The sequence below is a fragment of the Bradyrhizobium sp. 172 genome, from assembly GCF_023101065.1.
GTDB classification, from domain to species: domain Bacteria; phylum Pseudomonadota; class Alphaproteobacteria; order Rhizobiales; family Xanthobacteraceae; genus Bradyrhizobium; species Bradyrhizobium canariense_D.
The window spans coordinates 4,421,218-4,440,260 of sequence record NZ_CP064701.1 but is presented as its reverse complement, the minus strand read 5'-3'; the positions used below and the strand labels follow the sequence as shown (position 1 = coordinate 4,440,260).

Below are 19,043 nucleotides of genomic sequence, written 5' to 3'. Positions count from 1 at the left end.
AGGGACTAGGCCGTCAGGTGCCGGTGCGCTTGTCGTTGCCGAAGCGGCGCACGACACGGCGTTCGACCACCACCGAGCGCTGCGCACCCTGTTCGCCGGCGATCACGCGGGTCGAGGTGATGCGGCTGTTGGTGCGAACCTGCTTCTTGACCTCGGCCTGGACGACATCGAGCGGCATGCCCATCAAGGCTGCGGCGATCTCGGCCTGCTGCTCCTGATCATCGGTGATGCCGACGGCGGCGAAGATCGCCTCGTCTAAGGTCGGGGGATCGTGGCGCACGCGCCGCGTGCCATATTTGGTATTCCAGTTTGCGTTCATAACGGCCTCGTTTCGATGCCGGGATACCTAGTGCCGTCTATGTTGCATTGCAATATGAAATCGGTGTGGCATCTCAGCTATGCACCGGTTGGGTGTCAGGGTAGTGACGGGAGACCGGCAACATCCGCAACCCGCTGTTGTGGCCAGCGTTTCAGCGCCGCCTGGCCAGCTTCCGTCAGCCCGTAGATTCCCCGCTCGGTGCGTTCGAACCAGCCATACACATTGTTAAGCATGATCTTGCCGGCATCGGGACAGCGCCGGCGCAATTCGCTCACCCGCCGCGGGCCTGCCGCGAGCTCCGAGGCGCAGGCCAGTGCCTGCTGCCGATAGGCCGTCATGATCGGCGCGCGCGTGCTGCCGCCCAGCGCCGGATCGCCCTGGCGGCGCTGATGCTCTGCGACCAGGCGCGAACGGACCTTCGGCTCCCGGCGTGGGGCTGCCGTCGGCGGCTTCACCAGCACCTCGACCTGACCGCGGTCGGTCACCCCGAGCATGCCGAAGCCGAGGCGGCGACAGAGATTGCGATACCGTGCGTCGGTCTCGCGTCCCTTGCCGCGCGCTGACATCTTTGCCGCAATCCAGACCTCGTCGCCGGCCGGTGCACGATCGACCGCCTGAAGGATCAGCTCGAGATTGAAGGTCAGCTTGAGCTCGCCGATCACCACCACCGGAGGATCGCCGGCGCTGAGGCCCACGAGATCGCAGCCGCCGATCTCGCCCTTGACCGTGAAGCCGAGCTCTTCGAGGAAGCGTTTGACAGGCAGATAGAGCGTGGTTTCCAAAGGAAGCTTCCGAATGTCACGTTCGATCGGAGAATCAGTCTGCGGCAGTTTAGCCCCGGAGTGGACTTAGAGCTCTGCGCCATTTGATCGGGAACAGATGATCCGGCTATCCTGCGGGTGGGACAATCGGGCGCTTCACGAAGATGACCATCAGGAATGGGCTCTATCATATCCGCATCGAAATGCTGGATGCCGTTCAGGGCGGCAACCAAGGCGTCATGGTGATGCGCGACGGCACCATGCGGGGCGGGGACTCATTCTTCTTCGCCTACGGCAGCTACACCTCGGCCAACGGCAAGTGGAAGGGCGAGCTGACCAACGAGGAGCATTCCCCCTCGTTCGACGAGCGCCCGGTGTGGGGCCGCAAGGTCGTGACCATCGGCTTCAGTGGCACTTACAATGGCGAGACCGCGTACGGCGAGGGCATCGCGCTCGCCGGCAAGCAGAGCATCCGTTTCAGAGGCAATCTCCGGCTCTTGGTGCCGGATTGATTACACCCGCCCGCCAACCGGGATCAGCGCGCCGGTGACGCCGCTGGCGGCATCGCTGGCGAGGAACAGAATGACTTCGGCGAGTTCCTGCGGTGTCACCCATTTGGCGAAGTCGGCCTTCGGCATGTCGGCGCGGTTGGCCTTGGTGTCGATGATCGAGGGCAGCACCGCGTTCACGGTCACCTTGCCTTTCCACTCGCTCGCCAGCGCCTCGGTGAGCCGGTGGACGCCGGCTTTCGACGCCGCATAGGGGCCCATGCCGGAGCCGGCCTGAAGCGCGCCCATGGCCCCGATATTGACGATGCGGCCGGCCTTGGACGCGGCCAGATGCGGCAGGGCCGCCTGCGAGGCGTTGAGTGCCGTCAGCACGTTGAGCGCATGCATGCGCTGCCATGTCTTGACGTCGCCGTCGCCGACGGTCTCGAAGGCGAAGCCACCGGCGATGTTAACCAACACGTCGAGCCCGCCAAAGTGTCTCGCCGCTGCCTCGACCGCCGTCTTTGCTTGTGCTGCGTCGGACAGATCGACGCCGCCGATCTCGATGCGCTCAGGCATCGCGGAGATTTGCGATGGCGCATGGTCGATGCCGGCCACGCGCGCGCCGCGTGCCAGCGCGGTCTCGGCGACCACCTTGCCGAGCGCGCCGAGTGCGCCGGTCACGATCAGAACCTTGCCTTGCATCATTGTTCTCCCGGCACGGCCGCTTAAGATTTACGGCCGCCTACGATTGCAGATAGCGCGCCTTCAGTGCGATCCGCTCCGGTGTGCCGAGCTCGAGACCGTCGCGCAAGTAGGTTTCGAGATCGCCATACTCGCTACCGACGGCCTCGAAAGCAGCCGCAAGATACGAGGCCTCGACGTTGCCGATCGCGTCGAGAACATCGGCGGGAAGATCGGAGACGTTTGATGCGTCGCGCTTGTAGTGCTGGTTGGTCAGCAGATAATCCTCGGCAATGACGTCATCAGATACGCCGAGCGCATGCAGGATCAGCGCGCTGGCAAAGCCGGTGCGGTCCTTGCCGGCGGTGCAGTGGATCACGAGCGGCGCGCGGTCCTCCAGGAGATGCCCGAACAGGTTGCGGAAACTGGCCGTGTTGTGGCGTACATAGTTGCGATAGGATTCGCGCATGAGTTCGAGCGCGACCGGCGCGGTCAACCTGCCCCTGCCGAGCTCGGCGCGCAGCGCAGCCACGACTGTCGGCTCGATCGGCAGCGAATGCACGGCGATCTCGTTGACCACGCGGACACCCGCCGCGCGTTCCTCGACGCCGCGAAAATCGAAGGCGCTGCGCACGCCCAACGCGCGGACGATCTCGATATCGGCAGCAGTGAGCTGGCCGAGATGGTTGGAGCGGAAGATCTGCCGCCATCGCGTGATACGGCCATCTGCGGTCGGATAGCCGCCGAGGTCGCGAAAATTGCTGGCGCCTTGCAGGGCGAGATGGCGGGCAGGGAAGTCTTTCATGGAGGTGTCTTGTCAGGCATTTGAAACGGTCTGTGATCACCTGCGCGACCATATAATCCCGCAATCAAGTCCGGAATGGAAAAGGGCCGAAACACCGTTGTTTCGACCCTTTTTCGAACTGACGCCGGGCATCGAGAGACCGCGGCGGTATTGAACCGAACGCAGGCATCAGCGATCCCATTTCGGCTTGGCTTCATCGACTGCTTCCTGATGGTACCAGCTGCCGCTGCAAATCGTCTCGTTCACGGGAAGCGAGGCGTGGTTGGCGGGAAGGCGGGTCTCACCGTTGCGGCGCCCCCCGAGAGCCGAGCGGCCCCCGACAGGGAATTGGTAGATCTGTGCAGATCCGTGACTCAGTCCATTGTTCATCATTGCATTATCTCCCGAGATCGCAGCGCTGGCCTCCATGGTGCGCCCGACTCGTTGGCTTGTGGTTACTGGAATCCCCATATCGGCCGTGCATTCCGAAATGCAAAGTGCTGAAAAGGAAATCAGCGTTGGCCTATTTTGTAGGCAGACTGCATTCTGCTTCCTCTAAGGCAGCGCTCGGGTGGCTAACGCGTGGGCCGTTGCGAAGGTTGCGGGCGACGGTCGCAGTCTTGGCGAATATTGCCCGACGTTGATGCGCGTTTAGCCGGCAACCTTAGACCCGGGCCGGCCTGCTTCAAAATCGGGCGATTTCCGCGGGATTTTTGCGATGCAGCTTCACGCAAAGGTGCGCCGCTATGACGCGCGGCGCACTGGCCGATCCGCCGGGAGGGAAGAGGGGGCCGGCGGCGGTGGAAAACCTCCCGCGCTGCGGCCTTTTGGCACGTTAAATGCTTGGAAAGGGTCGGCCGATGTTGGCCGGGTAAACAATCGTGCGGGGGCCTGCGGCCCCCACCTTTCGCATCATCTACAGAGAGGCTCAATGACCAAGTATAAGCTCGAGTACATCTGGCTCGACGGATATACGCCGACTCCGAACTTGCGCGGCAAAACTCAGATCAAGGAATTCGCGTCGTTCCCGACGCTCGAGCAGCTTCCGCTCTGGGGCTTCGATGGCTCCTCCACCCAGCAGGCTGAAGGCCACAGCTCCGATTGCGTGCTGAAGCCGGTCGCGGTGTTCCCGGATGGCGCCCGCACCAACGGCGTGCTCGTGATGTGCGAAGTCATGATGCCCGACGGCAAGACCCCGCACCCGACCAACAAGCGCGCCACCATCCTTGACGATTCCGGCGCCTGGTTCGGTTTCGAGCAGGAATACTTCTTCTATAAGGACGGCCGTCCGCTCGGCTTCCCGGCCTCGGGGTATCCGGCGCCCCAAGGTCCGTACTACACCGGCGTCGGCTTCTCGAACGTCGGCGACGTCGCCCGTAAGATCGTCGAAGAGCATCTCGACCTCTGCCTGGCTGCCGGCATCAACCATGAAGGCATCAACGCGGAAGTCGCGAAGGGCCAGTGGGAATTCCAGATCTTCGGCAAGGGCTCCAAGAAGGCCGCTGACGAAATGTGGATGGCCCGCTACCTGATGCTGCGCCTGACCGAGAAGTACGGCATCGACATCGAGTTCCACTGCAAGCCGCTCGGCGACACCGACTGGAACGGCTCCGGCATGCACGCCAACTTCTCGACCGAGTACATGCGTACGGTCGGCGGCAAGGAGTACTTCGAGGCGCTGATGGCGGCCTTCGACAAGAACCTGATGGACCACATCGCCGTCTACGGCCCGGACAACGACAAGCGTCTGACCGGCAAGCACGAGACCGCGCCCTGGAACAAGTTCAGCTACGGCATTGCCGATCGCGGTGCTTCGATCCGCGTGCCGCACTCCTTCGTCAACAATGGTTACAAGGGCTATCTGGAAGACCGTCGTCCGAATTCGCAGGGCGACCCATACCAGATCGCTTCGCAGATCCTGAAGACGATCGCCTCCGTGCCGGCCGACAAGAAGGCCGCCGCCTAAGATCCTCCCGGCCCGGGCTGGGGGGCTGGCCCCGGTTGGACTTCGATCCGCCGAAGCCGAAAGGCTTCGGCGGATTTTTCATTTTGCTGACAGCCGTTGCGGAGACTCATCGGACCTCATGGCCGGAAACTTGTCCATCGCCGCCGAAAGCGGGATAGACTGCGTCTGGGTGCGCGCAGGGCCGGGGACGGCTGGTGTTTGAAGGCTTCTACAAGGTGAGATTTCAGCTCGGCGACCGGGTCGGCCGGAGCGTGATGCATGCCGGCAACGGCAAGATGCTCGGCGGCAATTCGGCCTTCGCCCATATCGGCACCTACGTGAAGACCGAAGCCGGCGTCGACGTCGTGATCAACACCGTCCGCCACAACCCCGATCCGAACTATCGCGCCATGGCGGGCACGGACGATGCGACGTTGCTTGCCAAGGGCTGGGCCGACGGCGATCTCTATCGCTTCAAGGGCGAGCTCAAGGAGCTGCCCGGCGTACCCTTTCAGTCGTTGATGACACCGATCACCGAAGACGAGATGCCGATCGCCGGCGGTGTCGGCGAGGCCGGTATCGCCGACGGGCTCTACTCGGTGCATCTGCGCATGCTCGATGGCGTCGACGGCGGTCTCACCGGCGTGATGCTGCTCAACAAGGGCCGCATCCTCGGCGGCGATGCATCGTTCTATTATCTCGGCAGCTACACCGCCGCCAACGGGCGCTGGAAGGGCCAGATCCTCAATCAGGAGCACACGCCGGCCAAGGACGATCCGATCTTCGGCGGCCACGAGGTCGGCATCGGCTTCTCCGGCACCTATGATGCCGAAGAGGCGGTGCTGGAGGCAACGGCGCTCGCCGGCAAGCGCAGCCTGCGCCTGACCGCCGCGCTCAAGCTGATGCACCGCGCCTGATCGTCACGGGAATCGCTGATGGAAACAATTCGCATGCTCTCGACGCTCGGCCTGATGGGCGCGATGCGCAGCCTCTCCTCCGCGTACGAGACCGCGACCGGCGTCCACATCGATGCCGATTTCGCGCCGACGCTGGCGCTGCTCAAACGGTTGCGCGACGGCGAGGCCGCCGATCTCGTCATCCTCACCCGCGAAGGGCTCGACGAGATGATCGGCGAGGGCCGTGTGATCGCCGAGAGCGCTGCCGATCTCGCGCGCTCCTTCGTCGGCATCGCGGTGCGGGCAGAGCAGGCACATCCCGACATCGCCACGGCATCCGCACTGCGCAACACGCTGCTCGCGGCGCGGTCGGTGGCCTATTCGCGACTGGGGGCGAGCGGGGTCTATTTCGCCCGGTTGATCGCGCAGATGGGGATCGCGGAAGAGATCAACGCCAAGGCCACCATCGTCGAGCAGGGCTTTACCGCGGAGCGGCTCGTGAGCGGCGAGGCCGACCTCGCGGTGCAGCAGATCAGCGAGCTGAAGCAGGTCGAAGGCATCGAGGTGGTCGGCCCGATCCCGCACGATCTGCAAACGCCGGCCGTGTTCTCCGCCGGTCGGATGACAAACGCCGAGAACGCCGACGCCGCTGACCGGCTGCTGCGCTATCTGGCATCGCCCGAGGTGGTCCCCGTGCTGCGCCAATCGGGACTCGAGCCTTGAATTTGCCGAGACTGCGACGCAACCTGGCGTCCATGCGGACTTTCCTCGTTGCCATCCTTCTCACGCTTGCGGTGCCGTTGTCGGGGCATGGGCAATCGGCCGACCTCGTGCTGTGCGACCGGGTCGCGGCCGATCCCAGCGATCCCGACAAGCCGGCCGACGTCAGGGGCGCGACCGAGATTGCGGCCTCCGACGTTGCGACCGCCATCAAGTTCTGCAAGCAGGCCGCGCCGTCGTCGCGGCGCGCGATGTTCGCGCTCGGCCGCGCCTATGCGGCCAACCGGCAACCGGCGGACGCGATGGCAGCCTGGCGCAAAGCTGCCGACAAGGGATCGAGTGCGGCGATGGTCGAGCTCGGCGTGGCCTACGGTACCGGCTCCGGCGTCGCCAGGGACGAAGCGCAGGCGCGGAAATTGTTCGAGAAGGCGGCGCAGGCCGGCAATCCCCGCGGCATCAGCAATCTCGCCGCGCTTGGCGGCAGCGGCGGTGCCGCGCCGGCCGATCCGGCACAGGCGCGCGCATTGCTGGGCAAGGCCGCCGAGACCAACGCGGAGGCGCAGTACCAGCTCGGCATGATGCTCTCCGAAGGCACGGGCGGGGCGAAGGACGACGCCGCGGCGCGCGCGCTGTTCGAAAAGGCTGCCGCGCAAAACCATCCCGGCGCGCTGGAGCGGATGGGCGCCTTCGCGCAGGAGGGCCGCGGCGGGCCAAAGGACAAGGACGCCGCGAAATCCTACTACGAGCGCGCCGCAGCGCTCGGCGACGAGGATGCCAAGCAGGCGCTGGAGCGGCTGCGCTGTCCCTATGCGATCAAGGACAAGCAGGGCAAGCTCGTCACCACGCTGTGCTTCTAAAGCCCGATGAACGCGCTGTAGATTTATTTGTGAGCATGATCTTTTCGGGAAACCGCTGCGCATTTTTCCGGATCATGCCGTAGCGCCTCGGCCGGCGGGTTCGAAGCCGGCTTTGGTGAGTGCGCAAGGCCGTTCGCGACCGGCCAAACAAAAAAACTCGAAAAACAACCCCATGCACAGTAGCCAAGTGGTTGAAATCACAGGCCTGCAAATGGTGTGAAATCGCCATATGCGGAATTGCCGAAATTGCTTGCGCCGTCGGGCAAAACAGGCGCATGATGGCATCATGGCAGGGCGTGGCTTCGCGAATGGCCCTGCGCGAAAAAGCCCGATGGTCTTGATGCGATGGCAGTGCTAGGTAGCGCGTGCTTTCCTTATGATTTTGCGGGTCACTTGCGTTGCTGGACGGGCTCTACAAGGTTGAATACGGCGTCAACGATGCCTTCGGCCGCAGCATCATGTGCATGCATGATGGCAAGCTGCTGGGCGGAAATTCGGCCTTCGCGCATCTCGGAAGCTATTTCGAGCGCGACGGCGAGATCATCGCCGAAGTCATCACCGAACGGCACAACGACGATCCCAACTACAAGCCGCTGATGGGGGCTGATGTCGCCGCGATCGGCGCGCGCGGCCGACTCGTCGGCAACCAGATCCGTCTCGCGGGCAGCGCGGACACGATGCCGGGCGCCGGTTTCTGGGCCAATCTCACGCGGCTCGATGACGAGGGGTTGCCGCCGCAGGGGACGATCGGTCCAGGCGGGGTGGTGAACGGGCTCTATGCGATCCATCTGCGCGCGCTCGACGGCGTCGATGCCGGGCTCTCCGGCGTCATGCTGCTGATGGACGGCCGCATCCTCGGCGGAGATGCGTTCTTCTACTATCTCGGCTCCTATTCCTCGGCTGACGGCCGCTGGAAGGGCGAGATCCTCAACCAGGAGCATACGCCGGCAAAAGGCGAGAACCCCGTGTTCGGCGGCTATGAGGTCGGGATCGGCTTCTCCGGAACCTGCACGGCGGACAGCGGCGAACTCGAAGGCATCGCGCTCGCCGGCAAGCGCAGCCTGCGGCTCGCGGCCTCGCTCAAGCTGATGCGGCGGGCGTAGGGCGGTTACTCAAAGATTTGGGATCTCCGCTCGAGTGGCTCAACAGGCCTGACGTCCGAGCCGCGGCAATGTCGGCAAGTGACCCCCAAGCGGACATATCGAAATCAGGACAGATCGAAACGGCCTCGACGAGAAGCACTGCGGCTCAGCTAGGGAAGTCCTTTTGTCATCGTAAAGGGATTGAACCCACCTTCCGCAAGGGCAGCCCACGAAGCTGCGCCAAGATGTGACAATCGGAAATAGTTTCGCGGCTTGGTCGGGTCGGTGTCCAACACGAACCCCGTCGGTAACGCGCGGACAGTCGTGGCATAGAACCCACCATCGGGCGACCTCTGGGATTCGATGACAGCGATCAGCGAATCTGCCCTCTTCGTCTTGCCGAGCAATTTCATCAAGAGAGCCATTTGGCTCGTACCTTCGGTCCACACACCGTCTCGGTCTTCACCGTAAGAAAAGCCTCCGCCGACACTCATTCGCTGTTCGGCGGTCGTCATTGCCGATGCAAATTTCCCGGCCGCTCCGTGAAGCGCTGTTAAAGGCCAGATCTGGGCATCCAGAGCCAAAATCGGATTATGCGTGACACCGTCTTCAGCGGTTCCTGCGGCGAAACAGACGCACCCCGGATCCCACATCGTATTTACAAAGTACTCGGCAACCGTTGCCTTATCGCGCCAGCGCGAATCGCCTGTGCGGATCGCAAGAAGACCAAACGCGGCGGCGAGGTCAGTATTATGTTCAGTCGATTTCCACGTCCGCACTTCCGGCGTCGGTTCGTGCCCAAACGTACCTCCCGTGAAACCGCCAGTACCGCGCGTATCGGCCCATTGCGCGACCCAAGCGCCAAGCCGCGCTGCACCATCGCGAAACGGGGAGCCGGTGTTCACATCATCAATCGACAGCAACGCCAACATGGCCCATGCCATGTTACCAACATCGCTTCCCACCTGATATCGATCCTCCAACCATTCGTTCCGATTATTGTCCCACCAACCCGGAAGTTTGGCGGAGCCATTCGCCACCACACCCGCGGCGTAAGCGTTTCGGAGCCGTCCATCATGCCAGGTCCGGTCATTATCGACGGCCCAGAGGATCGCCGCGCCCATCCGACTTGCTTTGTCTCGCTCACCGCAACCGACCAACGCGATGACAGCCACCGCATTGTCATAGAGGTATGCGGCGCCATGGAGAGGCCCCGATTCCACGGTCGGATAGCTGGGCAAAAACAACGGCCTTGGCTGCGCCTTATCAATTTGACTAGCGAGGTACCCGCATGCAGACGCTTCCGGTGTTGCCAAAGCCCGTAGTGGAGCGGTGGCTAAAATGATTATGAAGGTCGTTACGATCCAGACGAAGGTTTCTATTCGGGCCACTTGGCCGTTCTCCAGGGTGGACGATGATTCTATATACCCATCGGCGAAGTCTGGAAGTGGCCCCATCGCAATCGCGCTTGCGGTGCCCGCTCATGTCTGAAGTTGAGGGTAGACCGCCCGCCCTGACTGCCCACGGCCGAAACCGGCGCTATTGACCCACCGCGGAGTCCGACGCATCGAGCTCCCCCCGAGGGAGTGGACGGTCGGGTTCCGATACTCGGAACTCATCGGGATCGCAACGGGATTCACATGCCTTAATGAAGCCGCGCACGACCGCTGCTTTAATTCGCGGTTCGGTAGCGAATTTGAGTAATGGGGGCGATCATGCAGGACTTTCAAGCTGAGCTGGCCTCTCGGCTCAACGACCTCTATTGCCGGCTCTCAGAACTGGAAAATCTTCGACTTCAGATCGAAGATGCGGAGCGATGCCATCGGGCTGTGATTGCACCGCCGCCCCTCGCACTATTTCGCCGTCAAGCTCGAAAAGAGCCTGCACTTCGCTGAGGGAGCGGACGCGCTTTTGACCACCCGTGGCGGACATCGCTGTGTTGAGCTATAAGCGCAGGAGCGAACGTCCTTTTGGCATCATCTGATGGAGCAGCAAGGTCAGTGGCAGGTCGCTGGTAGTGCGCCCGAAGTGTACGAACGGGAGTTGGTCCCGGCTGTGTTTGGGCCATGGGCCCCCGTCCTGATAGACCTCGCTCGGCCGAAGCTGGGCGAACGCGTAGTCGATATTGCTTGCGGCACTGGAATAGTGGCGCGCCTCGCGGCGGTGAAGGTGGGCCCTACCGGGATCGTGACGGGCATCGATCTCAATCCTGGCATGTTGAACGTGGCACGATCGCTCGGGATGGCCGATGACGCTGCCTCGGTTCAATGGCAGGAGGCCAGTGCAGACAAACTGCCGTCCGCTGACAGCGCGTTTGATATTGCGTACTGCCAACTCGGCCTCCAGTTCTTCGCCGACAGACCAGCTGCTTTGCGCGAAATGCGCAGAGTTCTATCTTCAAGGGGAAGGCTCGCCCTCATGGTGTGGTGCGGCATCGATCAAAGTCCCGGGTTTGAATCTTTAGCCAAAATACTGGAGCGCCACATCGGTCCAGCGGCGGCCACAATCATGCGAGCTCCATTTGGACTCGCCGATGCCGATCAGCTGAGCCGACTTGTCGCTGCTGCGAACTTTCAGGATATCACGGTTCAACGGAGGGTCGGTGCCATCGAGTTTCCATCCGTCGAACGATTTGTATTTAGCTATGTTGCGGGTTCGCCACTGGCCAGTCATGTGTCGCAAGCAAGCGAGGTGGCTCGCGAACACCTGGCCGAAGATACCAAGTTGGAGTTGGGAAAATACGTGGGTAGTAGCGGGTTATCGTTCCCGATAGCAGCTCACCTACTCACCGCAACCGCTTGATACGTCCGCTGATGGCATGGCCCTTAGCGGACCGCTGGCCTAGCCGCGCGGCCCCCGAGGGAGTGGATGATCCGCCGGTTTGCACGGGAACTTTTGTGCACTTTTGCACTTATCAGTCCTGCCGCGATGGTAGCGCTGATCAAGCGCTCCATCGAACTCCTCCAAGCTTCAGCTCCTAAAGTTCAAAGCCGAATGCCATCCGGTCGTCGACCTCCGAGCGATGCACCGTCCTGAGGGGAGTGAACTTCATCCATCCGTGCACGATGAGGCTTGAGCGGGGGGCTCATTTGGCGATGCCCGCTTCTGGCCCGTGGCTGACCTCAGCCCAGAGCGCGGCGATGTCCGCTTCGTGCAAGTGACCCGACCAAGGTTATGCTGGCTGAAGAGGGCAGCCTTTGACCCCTGGCAGACCTAGGCTGGGCGCTTGCTCGAGCTGGTCAGACGATCATGAGACATCGGCTGCAGTATGCCGTACATCAGTGTCCGCCATAACCATTCGACCGGGCCGTACCTGTACCGGTCTAACCACCAACCGCTGACAAATACCTGGCAGACGTAGACGAAAAGCCCGATAGCCAGTGCTTCGCCGCCCCGAGCTGCCCAAATAGCCCGAGGCCGTATCCGTAGAAAATCCAGCCAAAGATCATGGACTGAGCGAGGTAATTCGTGAATGCCATGCGCCCTAGCGGCGCAGCCCAGCCCAGCAATCGCTTGCCGTTCGCCAGATCGGCGACGGCGATGATCATTGCACCGTAGCCGAAAGCCAGCAGGATCGTGCCTGTGGGAGTGGCCAGTGCGCCGAGACCGGCGCCCGCTACGACGCCGCTTACTCTTAGGAGGATCAAGACTGCGCCTAGCCCAGTACAGCTGATTGCTGTCAAGAACAGGAGTGGACGATCTCGCTTCCTCAAGGCATTGCTGCGCCAGACGAGGGCACCAATCAAAAATAGCCCTATCGTCCGCGGGAATACGTAGATGTGGAGAGGAACGATCACGGGGATTTCGCTGACCCGGAACGCCAGCACCTGCCCGAAGCTGCCCCCTGCATAGACCTGATTGGCTTCAAGCACATGGCCTTGCAACGAAGCCAAGCTGGGAAACAATCCAGGAGGGGACCACACCTGCATGGCCAAATACAGCGCCAGGAATGTCGCCGCGCCGCATGAAAGCAGCCAGCGGGGGCCAAACAGGAATGGTAGGACGACTAACCCTGCGATCGCATATTCGGTAAGAATGTCACCATTCCAGATCAGGAAAAGGTGAATCAGTCCAAACGTCAGCAAGGCGATCAGACGGCGAAACAACAGAAGCGCGCGATGCGGGTTCGTCGAGAGGTGCTCATATTGAATGGCAAGTCCAACTCCGAATAACAGTGAGAACAGGGCAAATGCCTTCATATCGACCGCGAGCATCAAGACTGTCTCGACCGCGCGGTCAAACGGAGGTGCCGGTCGCCCGGCGGGTAAGAACTGCTCGAAGATTGAGACGCGGAATTCAGTGACGACGTTAATAGCAAGGACGCCGAGCAACGCCAGGCCGCGAAGCACATCGATAGTTTCGATGCGCTGCCTTGGGTTCACAGGGCCGGAGCGGCTCTCACAGCTTATGGCGACCATGCGCGAGCACTATAGGTTGGGGGAGGAGATTGGGCCAGTTCAGTTCTGGTATTGGCCGATTCCGTTGAAAAAGGCCCGAAGTAGTTCGCTGTAATGGTACGAGTTGCGATGCGGACGAAGGGCTCACCAGTTCTTATGCGAGCCTTGGGGTTGGCATTGGGATCAGCTTGGCCATTTTGCGGAGGTTCTGGGCTGTGGCTGCGAGGGTGAACTCGTCGCGCGCGCCGTTCGGACCCCTTAGTCGCAGGCGATCGAGCTTGAGAATGCGCTTGAGGTGCGCGAACAGCATCTCGATCTTCTTGCGGAGCCGACGAGAAGTGCGACCCTCCCATGATCTTGCGATCTGGCGCGCCATGTCGCGAGCGCCCTCGTAGATCGAGCGTGGCACCCTCCGTGAGGCCTGCGTGGGGCAGCACCGGAGCTTCAATGCGCAGCGATCACAATCGCGCTTACTGGCCAGGTAAAGCATGGTGGCACCATCATTCACCAGCGTTCCGGTCGTGGTAAGAACTTTGCCATCGGGGCAACGATAGACGTCTCCGGTATGGTCATAGGTGAAGTCGTCGCGCGAGAAGATCCCGTCTGTGCGGGCCGACTTGTCGAACACTGTAACGTGGGGCTCGATGCCGTGCTCATAGAGCAGCCAGGCGAGCATCTCGGCCGAGCCATAACCGCTGTCGCCGAGGAGCCGGCTTGGATAGAGATCGAACCGTTCGAGCGAGCGCTCAATCATGCGCTTGGCAGCCAGCACCTCCGCCTGCCGAATCGCCGTAGTCGCCTCAACATCGACGATGATCGCGTTCTCGACGTCGATCAGGTAGTTCGTGGAGTAGGCGAAGAAGGCTTGGCCACCGTGAGCCCCCGTCCAGCGCGCCGCCGGGTCGGAGGGCGACACGAACTTGGGGGTGACTTCGGTCGCTGCCCCGAAGGCTGCATCGTCGAGGACAGCTAGATACTCATCGATGGCTCGTCCGGCCGCCGCTGGCGGAAGTCCCTTGTCGCCTTCGATGCCCTTCTGCCGATTGGCATCGGCCTTGATCAAGCTCGCATCGACTGCAAACCCTTCACCGCCGACCAGCCGCTCCTCGATGCAGCGGCGCAACACGCACTCGAACACGCGTCGGAAGAGATCGCTTTGCCGGAAGCGGCCGTGCCTGTTCTTGGAGAACGTCGAGTGATCCGGCACCGCCCCCTCGAGACCGAGCCGGCAGAACCACCGGTAGGCCAAATTAAGGTGAACCTCATCGCACAGGCGCCGCTCTGACCGGATACCGAAGCAGTAACCGATCAGCAGCATCCGGATCATGAGCTCCGGATCGATCGAAGGCCGACCGATGTTGCTGTAGAAAGGTGCCGGGTCCCGCTTGATCTCTCCGAGGTCAACAAACCTGTCGATCGACCTGAGCAGGTGATCGGCGGGAATATGCTTCTCAAGTGAGAACTCATAGAACAAAGCGGCTTGCTCGACTTGCCGATGCCCCATCATGATCTTCAGTCCTGCCAACTAGACAGACTGAATCACTGATCTATCTGCGCCGCAACAGCCGACTTTTTCAACAGAATCGGCCTGCAGCGGACTTCGGTGCATCGGTACTAGAGAGCCTATGGTCGTCTATTCCGGGAGGAGAGCTTGAAGAACATTCAGATTATAGATCGCGCGGTCAACGCGACGTTCAGCTTGTTTCAAGCGACCGATGATGAGTTCGCTGCTATCTTTCCCGGCCCGGGCCAAGACATGGAGTTGATTGAGGACTTTACCGAACGCGCTGGGGAAGAGCAGGCTTTGCGAATATTGTCGCCCGTATGGGGGCGCCCCATTTTGAAGCGCGATGCGCAAGGTGTCCACGGGACGCTGTACTTCGAGTATGCCGACCGGAGGCAATCTCTTCCGGAATCTAAGAGAGAGGTCGATTGGCCCGATTCTTACGTTAATCTTGCGCAGCGCAAGCTGTTTGCCAGCAAACGTTAGGGCCTGTATCTGGCCCTGCGACTCGCGGCGATGTCGGCTTGTAACCGTTGCAGACGTTCGGACGACCAGCCAGATTATAATTGTGAACAATGTCACAGAGCCGAAGCTTGCCTTTTGGCAAGCTCTACCTACGCTGCGCACATGTTGTTCGGGGCTGCGATGGGCGCGTTTCCCTGCGTTTTATTGGTCTTTTCATCTTGCTTGCTTGCGGCTCAGCGGGAGGCGGACCGACGTGCAAGCTGCGCGAGGCTGGTAGCGGCAGTCAATGCGGCACAGTTCGGCCAAGTTTGATCCGAGAGTTCGCTGGCGAATGGGGGCACTGATGGCCAAACTGTATTGGATCTGTGCTGCCGTACTCGGCTGCTTGATGTCGCCTGTGCAAGCTGCCGGTGTTCAGCTTCTGGATACCGATCCAAATCTGGCTGGCGCTATATGGTACCCTTGCGCAGCAGCGGCGCAACGAGTGCCCCTCGGCAAACTCACTGTCCAATTCATTGAATCGATTGAAGGTACGAAGGACTGTCCCGTCACAGGAACGAACTTGCCACTCGTGATCGTCTCGCACGGACGCGGCGGTTGGTTCGGACAACACGATGACACGGTGCAGGCCCTGGCAAACGCTGGATTTGTCGTCGCCTCGATCAACCTTCCGGGTGACAATGGAAACGATTCCTCGCAACGAGACAGCCTTTCCATTCTGGCAACCCGGCCCGCCAGCATTATCCGATTGCTTGATTTCATCTTGAATGACTGGAAAGACCGGGCTGCGATTGATTCCTCCAGGATCGGCTTCTTTGGGTTTTCGCTCGGCGCCTATACCGGATTGGTGTTGGCGGGCGGCAATCCCGATCTCCGGAGATTTGCGCTCTACTGCTCGGACGCGAACCGAACGCGGGCATGCGAGCAACTCCGTAGCGGCGACATACCAAGCAGCTTGCCTCACGAACCTCGTATCCGAGCCGCAGTGCTCGCCGATACGGCAATTAACTTTGCCTTTCCCGCTGACCGCTTGGCAGACATCACAATCCCGCTGCTGATCTGGCGATCAGAGTTTGGCGGCGCAGGCGTAGACCCGAAAAACTCAGCGCTCGTTGCTCAGTCGCTGCCCGGCAAAAAGGAAGTGCGCGTGGTGCCTGCCGGTCATTTTGCTTTCCTGTCGCCATGCACGGCAGAGTTCGCGGAGAAGCTTCCTCGCTTCTGTACTGACCCGCCGGGTTTCGACAGGACGGCATTCCATCGCGAGTTCAACGCCAGCATCATCAATTTCTTTCGAGAGACTCTCGTTCGCCAGGGCGAGAGCCGTTAGCAGCCGATCTATGAGCGCGATGGACGGCCGCATCCTGGGCGGCGATGCGTTCTTCTACTATCTCGCGGCGAGCTCGAAGGCATCGCACTCGCTGGGAAGCGCAGCCTGCGATTGGCGGCATCGCTCAAGCTGATGAGGCGGGCCCAGAACGGTTACTCAGAGATCTCGGATGTCTGCCGAGAGGGTAACGCAGGCCTGACGTGCGACCGCGGCGAGGTCGGCAAGTGAGCCCAAGCTGACGTCTGGCCCAATATCAGCACGTTTTGACGAGATCATTAGTTTATGCTTATCATTAGTTATGGCTAATGATAGATCCGCTACCGTAACGGCAACCCTTCGGCGAAGCATGGCTAAAGACAGCGTGCAACTGGCCGCTCTGGGCGATTCGACCCGCAGACGAATATTCGCATTGCTGGGCGCGCGGCCGCGCACTGTCGTTGAACTCACCCGTGAACTGACTGTCTCCCAGTCAGCCGTCTCTCAGCATCTGAAGGTGCTGCGCGAATCTCATTTGGTTCGTGCCGAGCCGAAGGGAGCCAGCAACATTTATCACATCGATCCAGCGGGGCTCAGCCAGATGCGCGCCTGGCTTGACCGGTTCTGGAGCAGCACACTGGCTGCGTACAAAGTGGCCGTAGAAAAATCAGTGGAGGACCAGAAATGAGCATCCGTGTATCGGCGGCACCCATCAAACAATCGATCGTGGTTGAGGCGCCTATCGAGCGCGCGTTTAAGGTCTTTACGGAAGACTTCGGCAGCTTCAAACCACGCGAGCACAATCTGCTCTCCGTGCCCATCGCAGAGACCGTGTTCGAGCCCCGGGTCGGCGGTCACATCTATGATCGAGGTGTCGACGGCAGCGAATGCCGCTGGGCGCGTGTGTTGGCTTTTGAACCGCCGAATCGCGTGCTTCTAAGCTGGGACATCAGCCCGCGCTGGCAAATCGAAACCGATCCAGACAAGACCAGTGAATGGGAGGTGCGGTTCATTGCCGAGACGCCAAGCCGGACTCGATTGGAACTTGAGCACCGTCACCTCGAACGTCATGGCCAAGGTAGGGAAGGCGTGAGCGAAGGCGTTGAAGGCGATCAGGGTTGGCCGCTCTACCTGAAACGGTTCGCCGAGCGGATAGCCCGCGAGGCATGATATCCGCGTAACCTATGCGACGTGATCGCATTTGCGGAGGTCCTTATGACAGCCTACTGGCTTAGCATTGTCGGGGTGCTTGCCCTTTGCCTCCTGTCAATTTTGCTGGCGGTCTATTCAGGATTCTCCAAAGGCTGGGCCGGGGCACTCTCCGGACCTGTCTTGCCGTTGGATGACGATAACCTGCTGTACCGGATCGATCGCGTCCACATGAACGCAGTGGAGGCGCTGCCGCCTTTTGTCGTCCCGACAGTCCTGGCTACGTTGGCAGGGGTAAGACCCGTCACGCTTGCAACGCTTGTATGGGTCTATGTCGCAATTCGTCTGATCCACGTTGCGGTCTATTTGCGCGGCGGTAACGCGGCCAAAGGCGGCAGCGTCAGAACCATTCTCTATGTTTCAGGTGCCCTCGTAACGGTCATCCTCATTGCCGTAACCGCCCTGGCAGCCATCCCTAGGGTATCAACGCTGGCCGCCTGACGACAGCGGCTTTTGGCCCGAAGCGAGCGATCTGTGCAATTCGCAAGTTGTGGCCCTGCAGACGTGGGCTGCAGCGTGAAATTCAGCATGATCTGATGAAGCTGCTGAACTGGAAATTCTGTACCGATTGCCACGGCGTCGCGTGCTTATGACGCCGATGATCCGTCAATGTGAAGCCGGCGCCGAGCAGTGCGGTGATGCTGTCAGCGGTGTGACGTGTCACGGGCAAGCCGCTGCATTTCTCCGGACCATCGATTGCGAATGTGCCGATGATGACATGACCGCCAATTTTTACGGTTCTTCGGACGCACGCGACATAAGCCGCTTGTTCTTCCGGCGCGGTGAGAAAATGGAACGCTGCACGGTCGTGCCAGATGTCATGATGGCGCGCTGGCTGCCACGTCGTCACATCGGCGACGATCCAATGCACGGCGTCGCCAGCGGCACCGAGCCGTGCACGCGAGGCCGCGAGCGCCGCGTCGGACAGATCAAGGACGGTCAGATCTGCATATCCAGCCGCCAGCAGCGCATCGACGAGCCGAGCCGCCCCACCGCCGATGTCAACAATCGGTGAGGTAAGCTCTGCGGCGGCCAGTGCGATCAATTCGAGCGAAGGCGACGGGCTCTCCTGGAACCAGCTTAACTCGCGTTCGCCCTTGCTCTCGTATACGTTCTCCCAATGGGCCGCCCGGCCTGAAATCGTCATGAAACCCGATCCCTTCCATGCTGACCCCGCCAATACTCGACCGCAAGCATTACTCCATCCCTTCAGTGTTCTCGCCCTCGGCGCTCCGGCGTGAAGCGCGGCGACAGCGCGGCCTGCCACGGCAGCATGTCCGGAGGTCTGCATTCTAGACCCGGACGGCGATCTCGTCAGGTGACCCAAGGCGGACCATGACCTGCAAATTCCGAGCTGGCGATCACTTCTAAGATTGCCTCGTTGAGCCGGTTTCCCACGCTACCGGCCCAAATTGATTTAGAAGTGGCCCAAATTCGTTCCTGTATCTGGAACTGAGTATCTGGTTTAGAGTCTCGTGATCGCCGCCCGGTCCTTGGCTTTTATCGGTGACAGAGAGTCCTGCACGCTCCCGCCTTTGACAATCGCGGTGAGCTATGTGTGAGAAATGTGACGAGATCGACCAGCGCATTGCGCGGTACAAGTACATAGCATCGCGTATCACCGACCGA

Annotated in this window: 20 protein-coding genes and 2 pseudogenes; 13 read left to right on the top strand and 9 right to left on the bottom strand. The window is 61.1% G+C overall.

Annotated elements, in window-relative coordinates:
* Positions 1 to 13: 13 nt before the first annotated feature.
* Both IVB07_RS21515 and IVB07_RS21510 read right to left on the bottom strand, forming a co-directional pair.
* Positions 14 to 319 carry a hypothetical protein gene (locus IVB07_RS21515; RefSeq protein ID WP_018456315.1) on the bottom strand — a complete coding sequence of 102 codons (306 nt, stop codon included), beginning with the start codon at positions 317 to 319 and terminating at the stop codon, positions 14 to 16.
* A 95-nt stretch (positions 320 to 414) separates the two neighbouring features.
* On the bottom strand, positions 415 to 1,101 hold the full coding sequence (locus IVB07_RS21510; RefSeq protein ID WP_018456316.1) for a DUF2161 family putative PD-(D/E)XK-type phosphodiesterase: 687 nt from the start codon (positions 1,099 to 1,101) through the stop codon (positions 415 to 417).
* A 143-nt stretch (positions 1,102 to 1,244) separates the two neighbouring features.
* Here IVB07_RS21510 and IVB07_RS21505 point away from each other — a divergent pair, with 143 nt between their 5' ends.
* A complete protein-coding gene (locus tag IVB07_RS21505; protein WP_018456317.1) occupies positions 1,245 to 1,592 on the top strand; it encodes a GrlR family regulatory protein in 348 nt (115 codons plus the stop codon).
* Here IVB07_RS21505 and IVB07_RS21500 read toward each other — a convergent pair whose 3' ends face one another.
* The 3 genes from IVB07_RS21500 to IVB07_RS21490 form a co-directional block, all read right to left on the bottom strand.
* Positions 1,593 to 2,273, bottom strand: a complete 681-nt coding sequence (locus IVB07_RS21500) for an SDR family oxidoreductase (RefSeq protein ID WP_026233139.1) — start codon at positions 2,271 to 2,273, stop codon at positions 1,593 to 1,595. It abuts the gene before it with no gap.
* 40 nt (positions 2,274 to 2,313) lie between these two features.
* Entirely contained in the window at positions 2,314 to 3,057 is a 744-nt protein-coding gene (locus IVB07_RS21495) for a tyrosine-protein phosphatase (protein WP_018456319.1), read from the bottom strand.
* A 168-nt stretch (positions 3,058 to 3,225) separates the two neighbouring features.
* Positions 3,226 to 3,429: a DUF2735 domain-containing protein gene (locus IVB07_RS21490; RefSeq protein ID WP_007591835.1), complete on the bottom strand. Its 204-nt coding sequence runs from the start codon at positions 3,427 to 3,429 to the stop codon at positions 3,226 to 3,228.
* 538 nt (positions 3,430 to 3,967) lie between these two features.
* On the opposite strand from IVB07_RS21490, the gene IVB07_RS21485 reads away from it, so the two are divergent.
* The 5 genes from IVB07_RS21485 (at position 3,968) to IVB07_RS21465 (ending at position 8,557) form a co-directional block, all read left to right on the top strand.
* Positions 3,968 to 5,002, top strand: coding sequence for a glutamine synthetase beta-grasp domain-containing protein (locus IVB07_RS21485; RefSeq protein ID WP_018456321.1), 1,035 nt, complete (start codon positions 3,968 to 3,970; stop codon positions 5,000 to 5,002).
* A 194-nt stretch (positions 5,003 to 5,196) separates the two neighbouring features.
* Entirely contained in the window at positions 5,197 to 5,898 is a 702-nt protein-coding gene (locus IVB07_RS21480; protein WP_018456322.1) for a GrlR family regulatory protein, read from the top strand.
* Positions 5,899 to 5,916: 18 nt separating this feature from the next.
* Positions 5,917 to 6,600, top strand: a complete 684-nt coding sequence (locus IVB07_RS21475) for a substrate-binding domain-containing protein (protein WP_026233140.1) — start codon at positions 5,917 to 5,919, stop codon at positions 6,598 to 6,600.
* 32 nt (positions 6,601 to 6,632) lie between these two features.
* Positions 6,633 to 7,454, top strand: a complete 822-nt coding sequence (locus IVB07_RS21470) for a tetratricopeptide repeat protein (protein ID WP_018456324.1) — start codon at positions 6,633 to 6,635, stop codon at positions 7,452 to 7,454.
* A 398-nt stretch (positions 7,455 to 7,852) separates the two neighbouring features.
* A complete protein-coding gene (locus tag IVB07_RS21465; protein WP_018456325.1) occupies positions 7,853 to 8,557 on the top strand; it encodes a GrlR family regulatory protein in 705 nt (234 codons plus the stop codon).
* A 149-nt stretch (positions 8,558 to 8,706) separates the two neighbouring features.
* On the opposite strand, the gene IVB07_RS21460 is transcribed toward IVB07_RS21465, so the two are convergent.
* A complete protein-coding gene (locus tag IVB07_RS21460; protein ID WP_247766650.1) occupies positions 8,707 to 9,927 on the bottom strand; it encodes a hypothetical protein in 1,221 nt (406 codons plus the stop codon).
* 592 nt (positions 9,928 to 10,519) lie between these two features.
* On the opposite strand from IVB07_RS21460, the gene IVB07_RS21455 reads away from it, so the two are divergent.
* A complete protein-coding gene (locus IVB07_RS21455; protein WP_018456327.1) occupies positions 10,520 to 11,338 on the top strand; it encodes a methyltransferase domain-containing protein in 819 nt (272 codons plus the stop codon).
* A gap of 411 nt (positions 11,339 to 11,749) precedes the next feature.
* On the opposite strand, the pseudogene IVB07_RS21450 reads toward IVB07_RS21455, so the two are convergent.
* Together IVB07_RS21450 and IVB07_RS21445 are read right to left on the bottom strand one after the other, a co-directional pair.
* A pseudogene (locus IVB07_RS21450) lies at positions 11,750 to 12,465 on the bottom strand (DUF418 domain-containing protein).
* Positions 12,466 to 13,087: 622 nt separating this feature from the next.
* A complete protein-coding gene (locus IVB07_RS21445; RefSeq protein ID WP_026233143.1) occupies positions 13,088 to 14,440 on the bottom strand; it encodes an IS1182 family transposase in 1,353 nt (450 codons plus the stop codon).
* Positions 14,441 to 14,584: 144 nt separating this feature from the next.
* Here IVB07_RS21445 and IVB07_RS21440 point away from each other — a divergent pair, with 144 nt between their 5' ends.
* The 6 genes and pseudogenes from IVB07_RS21440 to IVB07_RS21420 all read left to right on the top strand — a co-directional run bounded on the left by IVB07_RS21440 (position 14,585) and on the right by IVB07_RS21420 (position 17,855).
* Positions 14,585 to 14,923, top strand: a complete 339-nt coding sequence (locus tag IVB07_RS21440; RefSeq protein ID WP_018456329.1) for a hypothetical protein — start codon at positions 14,585 to 14,587, stop codon at positions 14,921 to 14,923.
* Between the two features lie 322 nt (positions 14,924 to 15,245).
* The gene (locus IVB07_RS21435; RefSeq protein ID WP_026233144.1) at positions 15,246 to 16,229 is read left to right on the top strand and encodes a dienelactone hydrolase family protein; all 984 of its coding nucleotides are present in this window, start codon (positions 15,246 to 15,248) and stop codon (positions 16,227 to 16,229) included.
* A 19-nt stretch (positions 16,230 to 16,248) separates the two neighbouring features.
* A pseudogene (locus IVB07_RS40695) lies at positions 16,249 to 16,373 on the top strand (GrlR family regulatory protein); the annotation flags it as partial.
* A 202-nt stretch (positions 16,374 to 16,575) separates the two neighbouring features.
* A complete protein-coding gene (locus tag IVB07_RS21430) occupies positions 16,576 to 16,893 on the top strand; it encodes a metalloregulator ArsR/SmtB family transcription factor (protein WP_018456332.1) in 318 nt (105 codons plus the stop codon).
* On the top strand, positions 16,890 to 17,375 hold the full coding sequence (locus IVB07_RS21425) for an SRPBCC family protein (RefSeq protein ID WP_018456333.1): 486 nt from the start codon (positions 16,890 to 16,892) through the stop codon (positions 17,373 to 17,375). The genes IVB07_RS21430 and IVB07_RS21425 overlap by 4 nt, the downstream gene beginning before the upstream one ends.
* A gap of 45 nt (positions 17,376 to 17,420) precedes the next feature.
* Positions 17,421 to 17,855: an MAPEG family protein gene (locus IVB07_RS21420; RefSeq protein WP_039799692.1), complete on the top strand. Its 435-nt coding sequence runs from the start codon at positions 17,421 to 17,423 to the stop codon at positions 17,853 to 17,855.
* Between the two features lie 82 nt (positions 17,856 to 17,937).
* Here the strand turns inward: IVB07_RS21420 and IVB07_RS21415 are convergent, their stop codons facing one another.
* Complete coding sequence (locus tag IVB07_RS21415; protein WP_018456335.1) at positions 17,938 to 18,561, bottom strand: class I SAM-dependent methyltransferase; 624 nt, start codon at positions 18,559 to 18,561, stop codon at positions 17,938 to 17,940.
* Positions 18,562 to 19,043 lie beyond the last annotated feature (482 nt).

Excerpts from the sequence above, each read along its gene's own strand:
- IVB07_RS21515 (WP_018456315.1), bottom strand. The coding sequence starts at position 319 with ATGAACGCAAACTGGAATACCAAATATGGCACGCGGCGCGTGCGCCAC.
- IVB07_RS21505 (WP_018456317.1), top strand. The coding sequence starts at position 1,245 with ATGACCATCAGGAATGGGCTCTATCATATCCGCATCGAAATGCTGGAT.
- IVB07_RS21500 (WP_026233139.1), bottom strand. The coding sequence starts at position 2,273 with ATGCAAGGCAAGGTTCTGATCGTGACCGGCGCACTCGGCGCGCTCGGC.
- IVB07_RS21495 (WP_018456319.1), bottom strand. The coding sequence starts at position 3,057 with ATGAAAGACTTCCCTGCCCGCCATCTCGCCCTGCAAGGCGCCAGCAAT.
- IVB07_RS21490 (WP_007591835.1), bottom strand. The coding sequence starts at position 3,429 with ATGATGAACAATGGACTGAGTCACGGATCTGCACAGATCTACCAATTC.
- IVB07_RS21485 (WP_018456321.1), top strand. The coding sequence starts at position 3,968 with ATGACCAAGTATAAGCTCGAGTACATCTGGCTCGACGGATATACGCCG.
- IVB07_RS21475 (WP_026233140.1), top strand. The coding sequence starts at position 5,917 with ATGGAAACAATTCGCATGCTCTCGACGCTCGGCCTGATGGGCGCGATG.
- IVB07_RS21470 (WP_018456324.1), top strand. The coding sequence starts at position 6,633 with ATGCGGACTTTCCTCGTTGCCATCCTTCTCACGCTTGCGGTGCCGTTG.
- IVB07_RS21455 (WP_018456327.1), top strand. The coding sequence starts at position 10,520 with ATGGAGCAGCAAGGTCAGTGGCAGGTCGCTGGTAGTGCGCCCGAAGTG.
- IVB07_RS21445 (WP_026233143.1), bottom strand. The coding sequence starts at position 14,440 with ATGATGGGGCATCGGCAAGTCGAGCAAGCCGCTTTGTTCTATGAGTTC.
- IVB07_RS21435 (WP_026233144.1), top strand. The coding sequence starts at position 15,246 with ATGGCCAAACTGTATTGGATCTGTGCTGCCGTACTCGGCTGCTTGATG.
- IVB07_RS21430 (WP_018456332.1), top strand. The coding sequence starts at position 16,576 with ATGGCTAAAGACAGCGTGCAACTGGCCGCTCTGGGCGATTCGACCCGC.
- IVB07_RS21425 (WP_018456333.1), top strand. The coding sequence starts at position 16,890 with ATGAGCATCCGTGTATCGGCGGCACCCATCAAACAATCGATCGTGGTT.
- IVB07_RS21420 (WP_039799692.1), top strand. The coding sequence starts at position 17,421 with ATGACAGCCTACTGGCTTAGCATTGTCGGGGTGCTTGCCCTTTGCCTC.
- IVB07_RS21415 (WP_018456335.1), bottom strand. The coding sequence starts at position 18,561 with ATGACGATTTCAGGCCGGGCGGCCCATTGGGAGAACGTATACGAGAGC.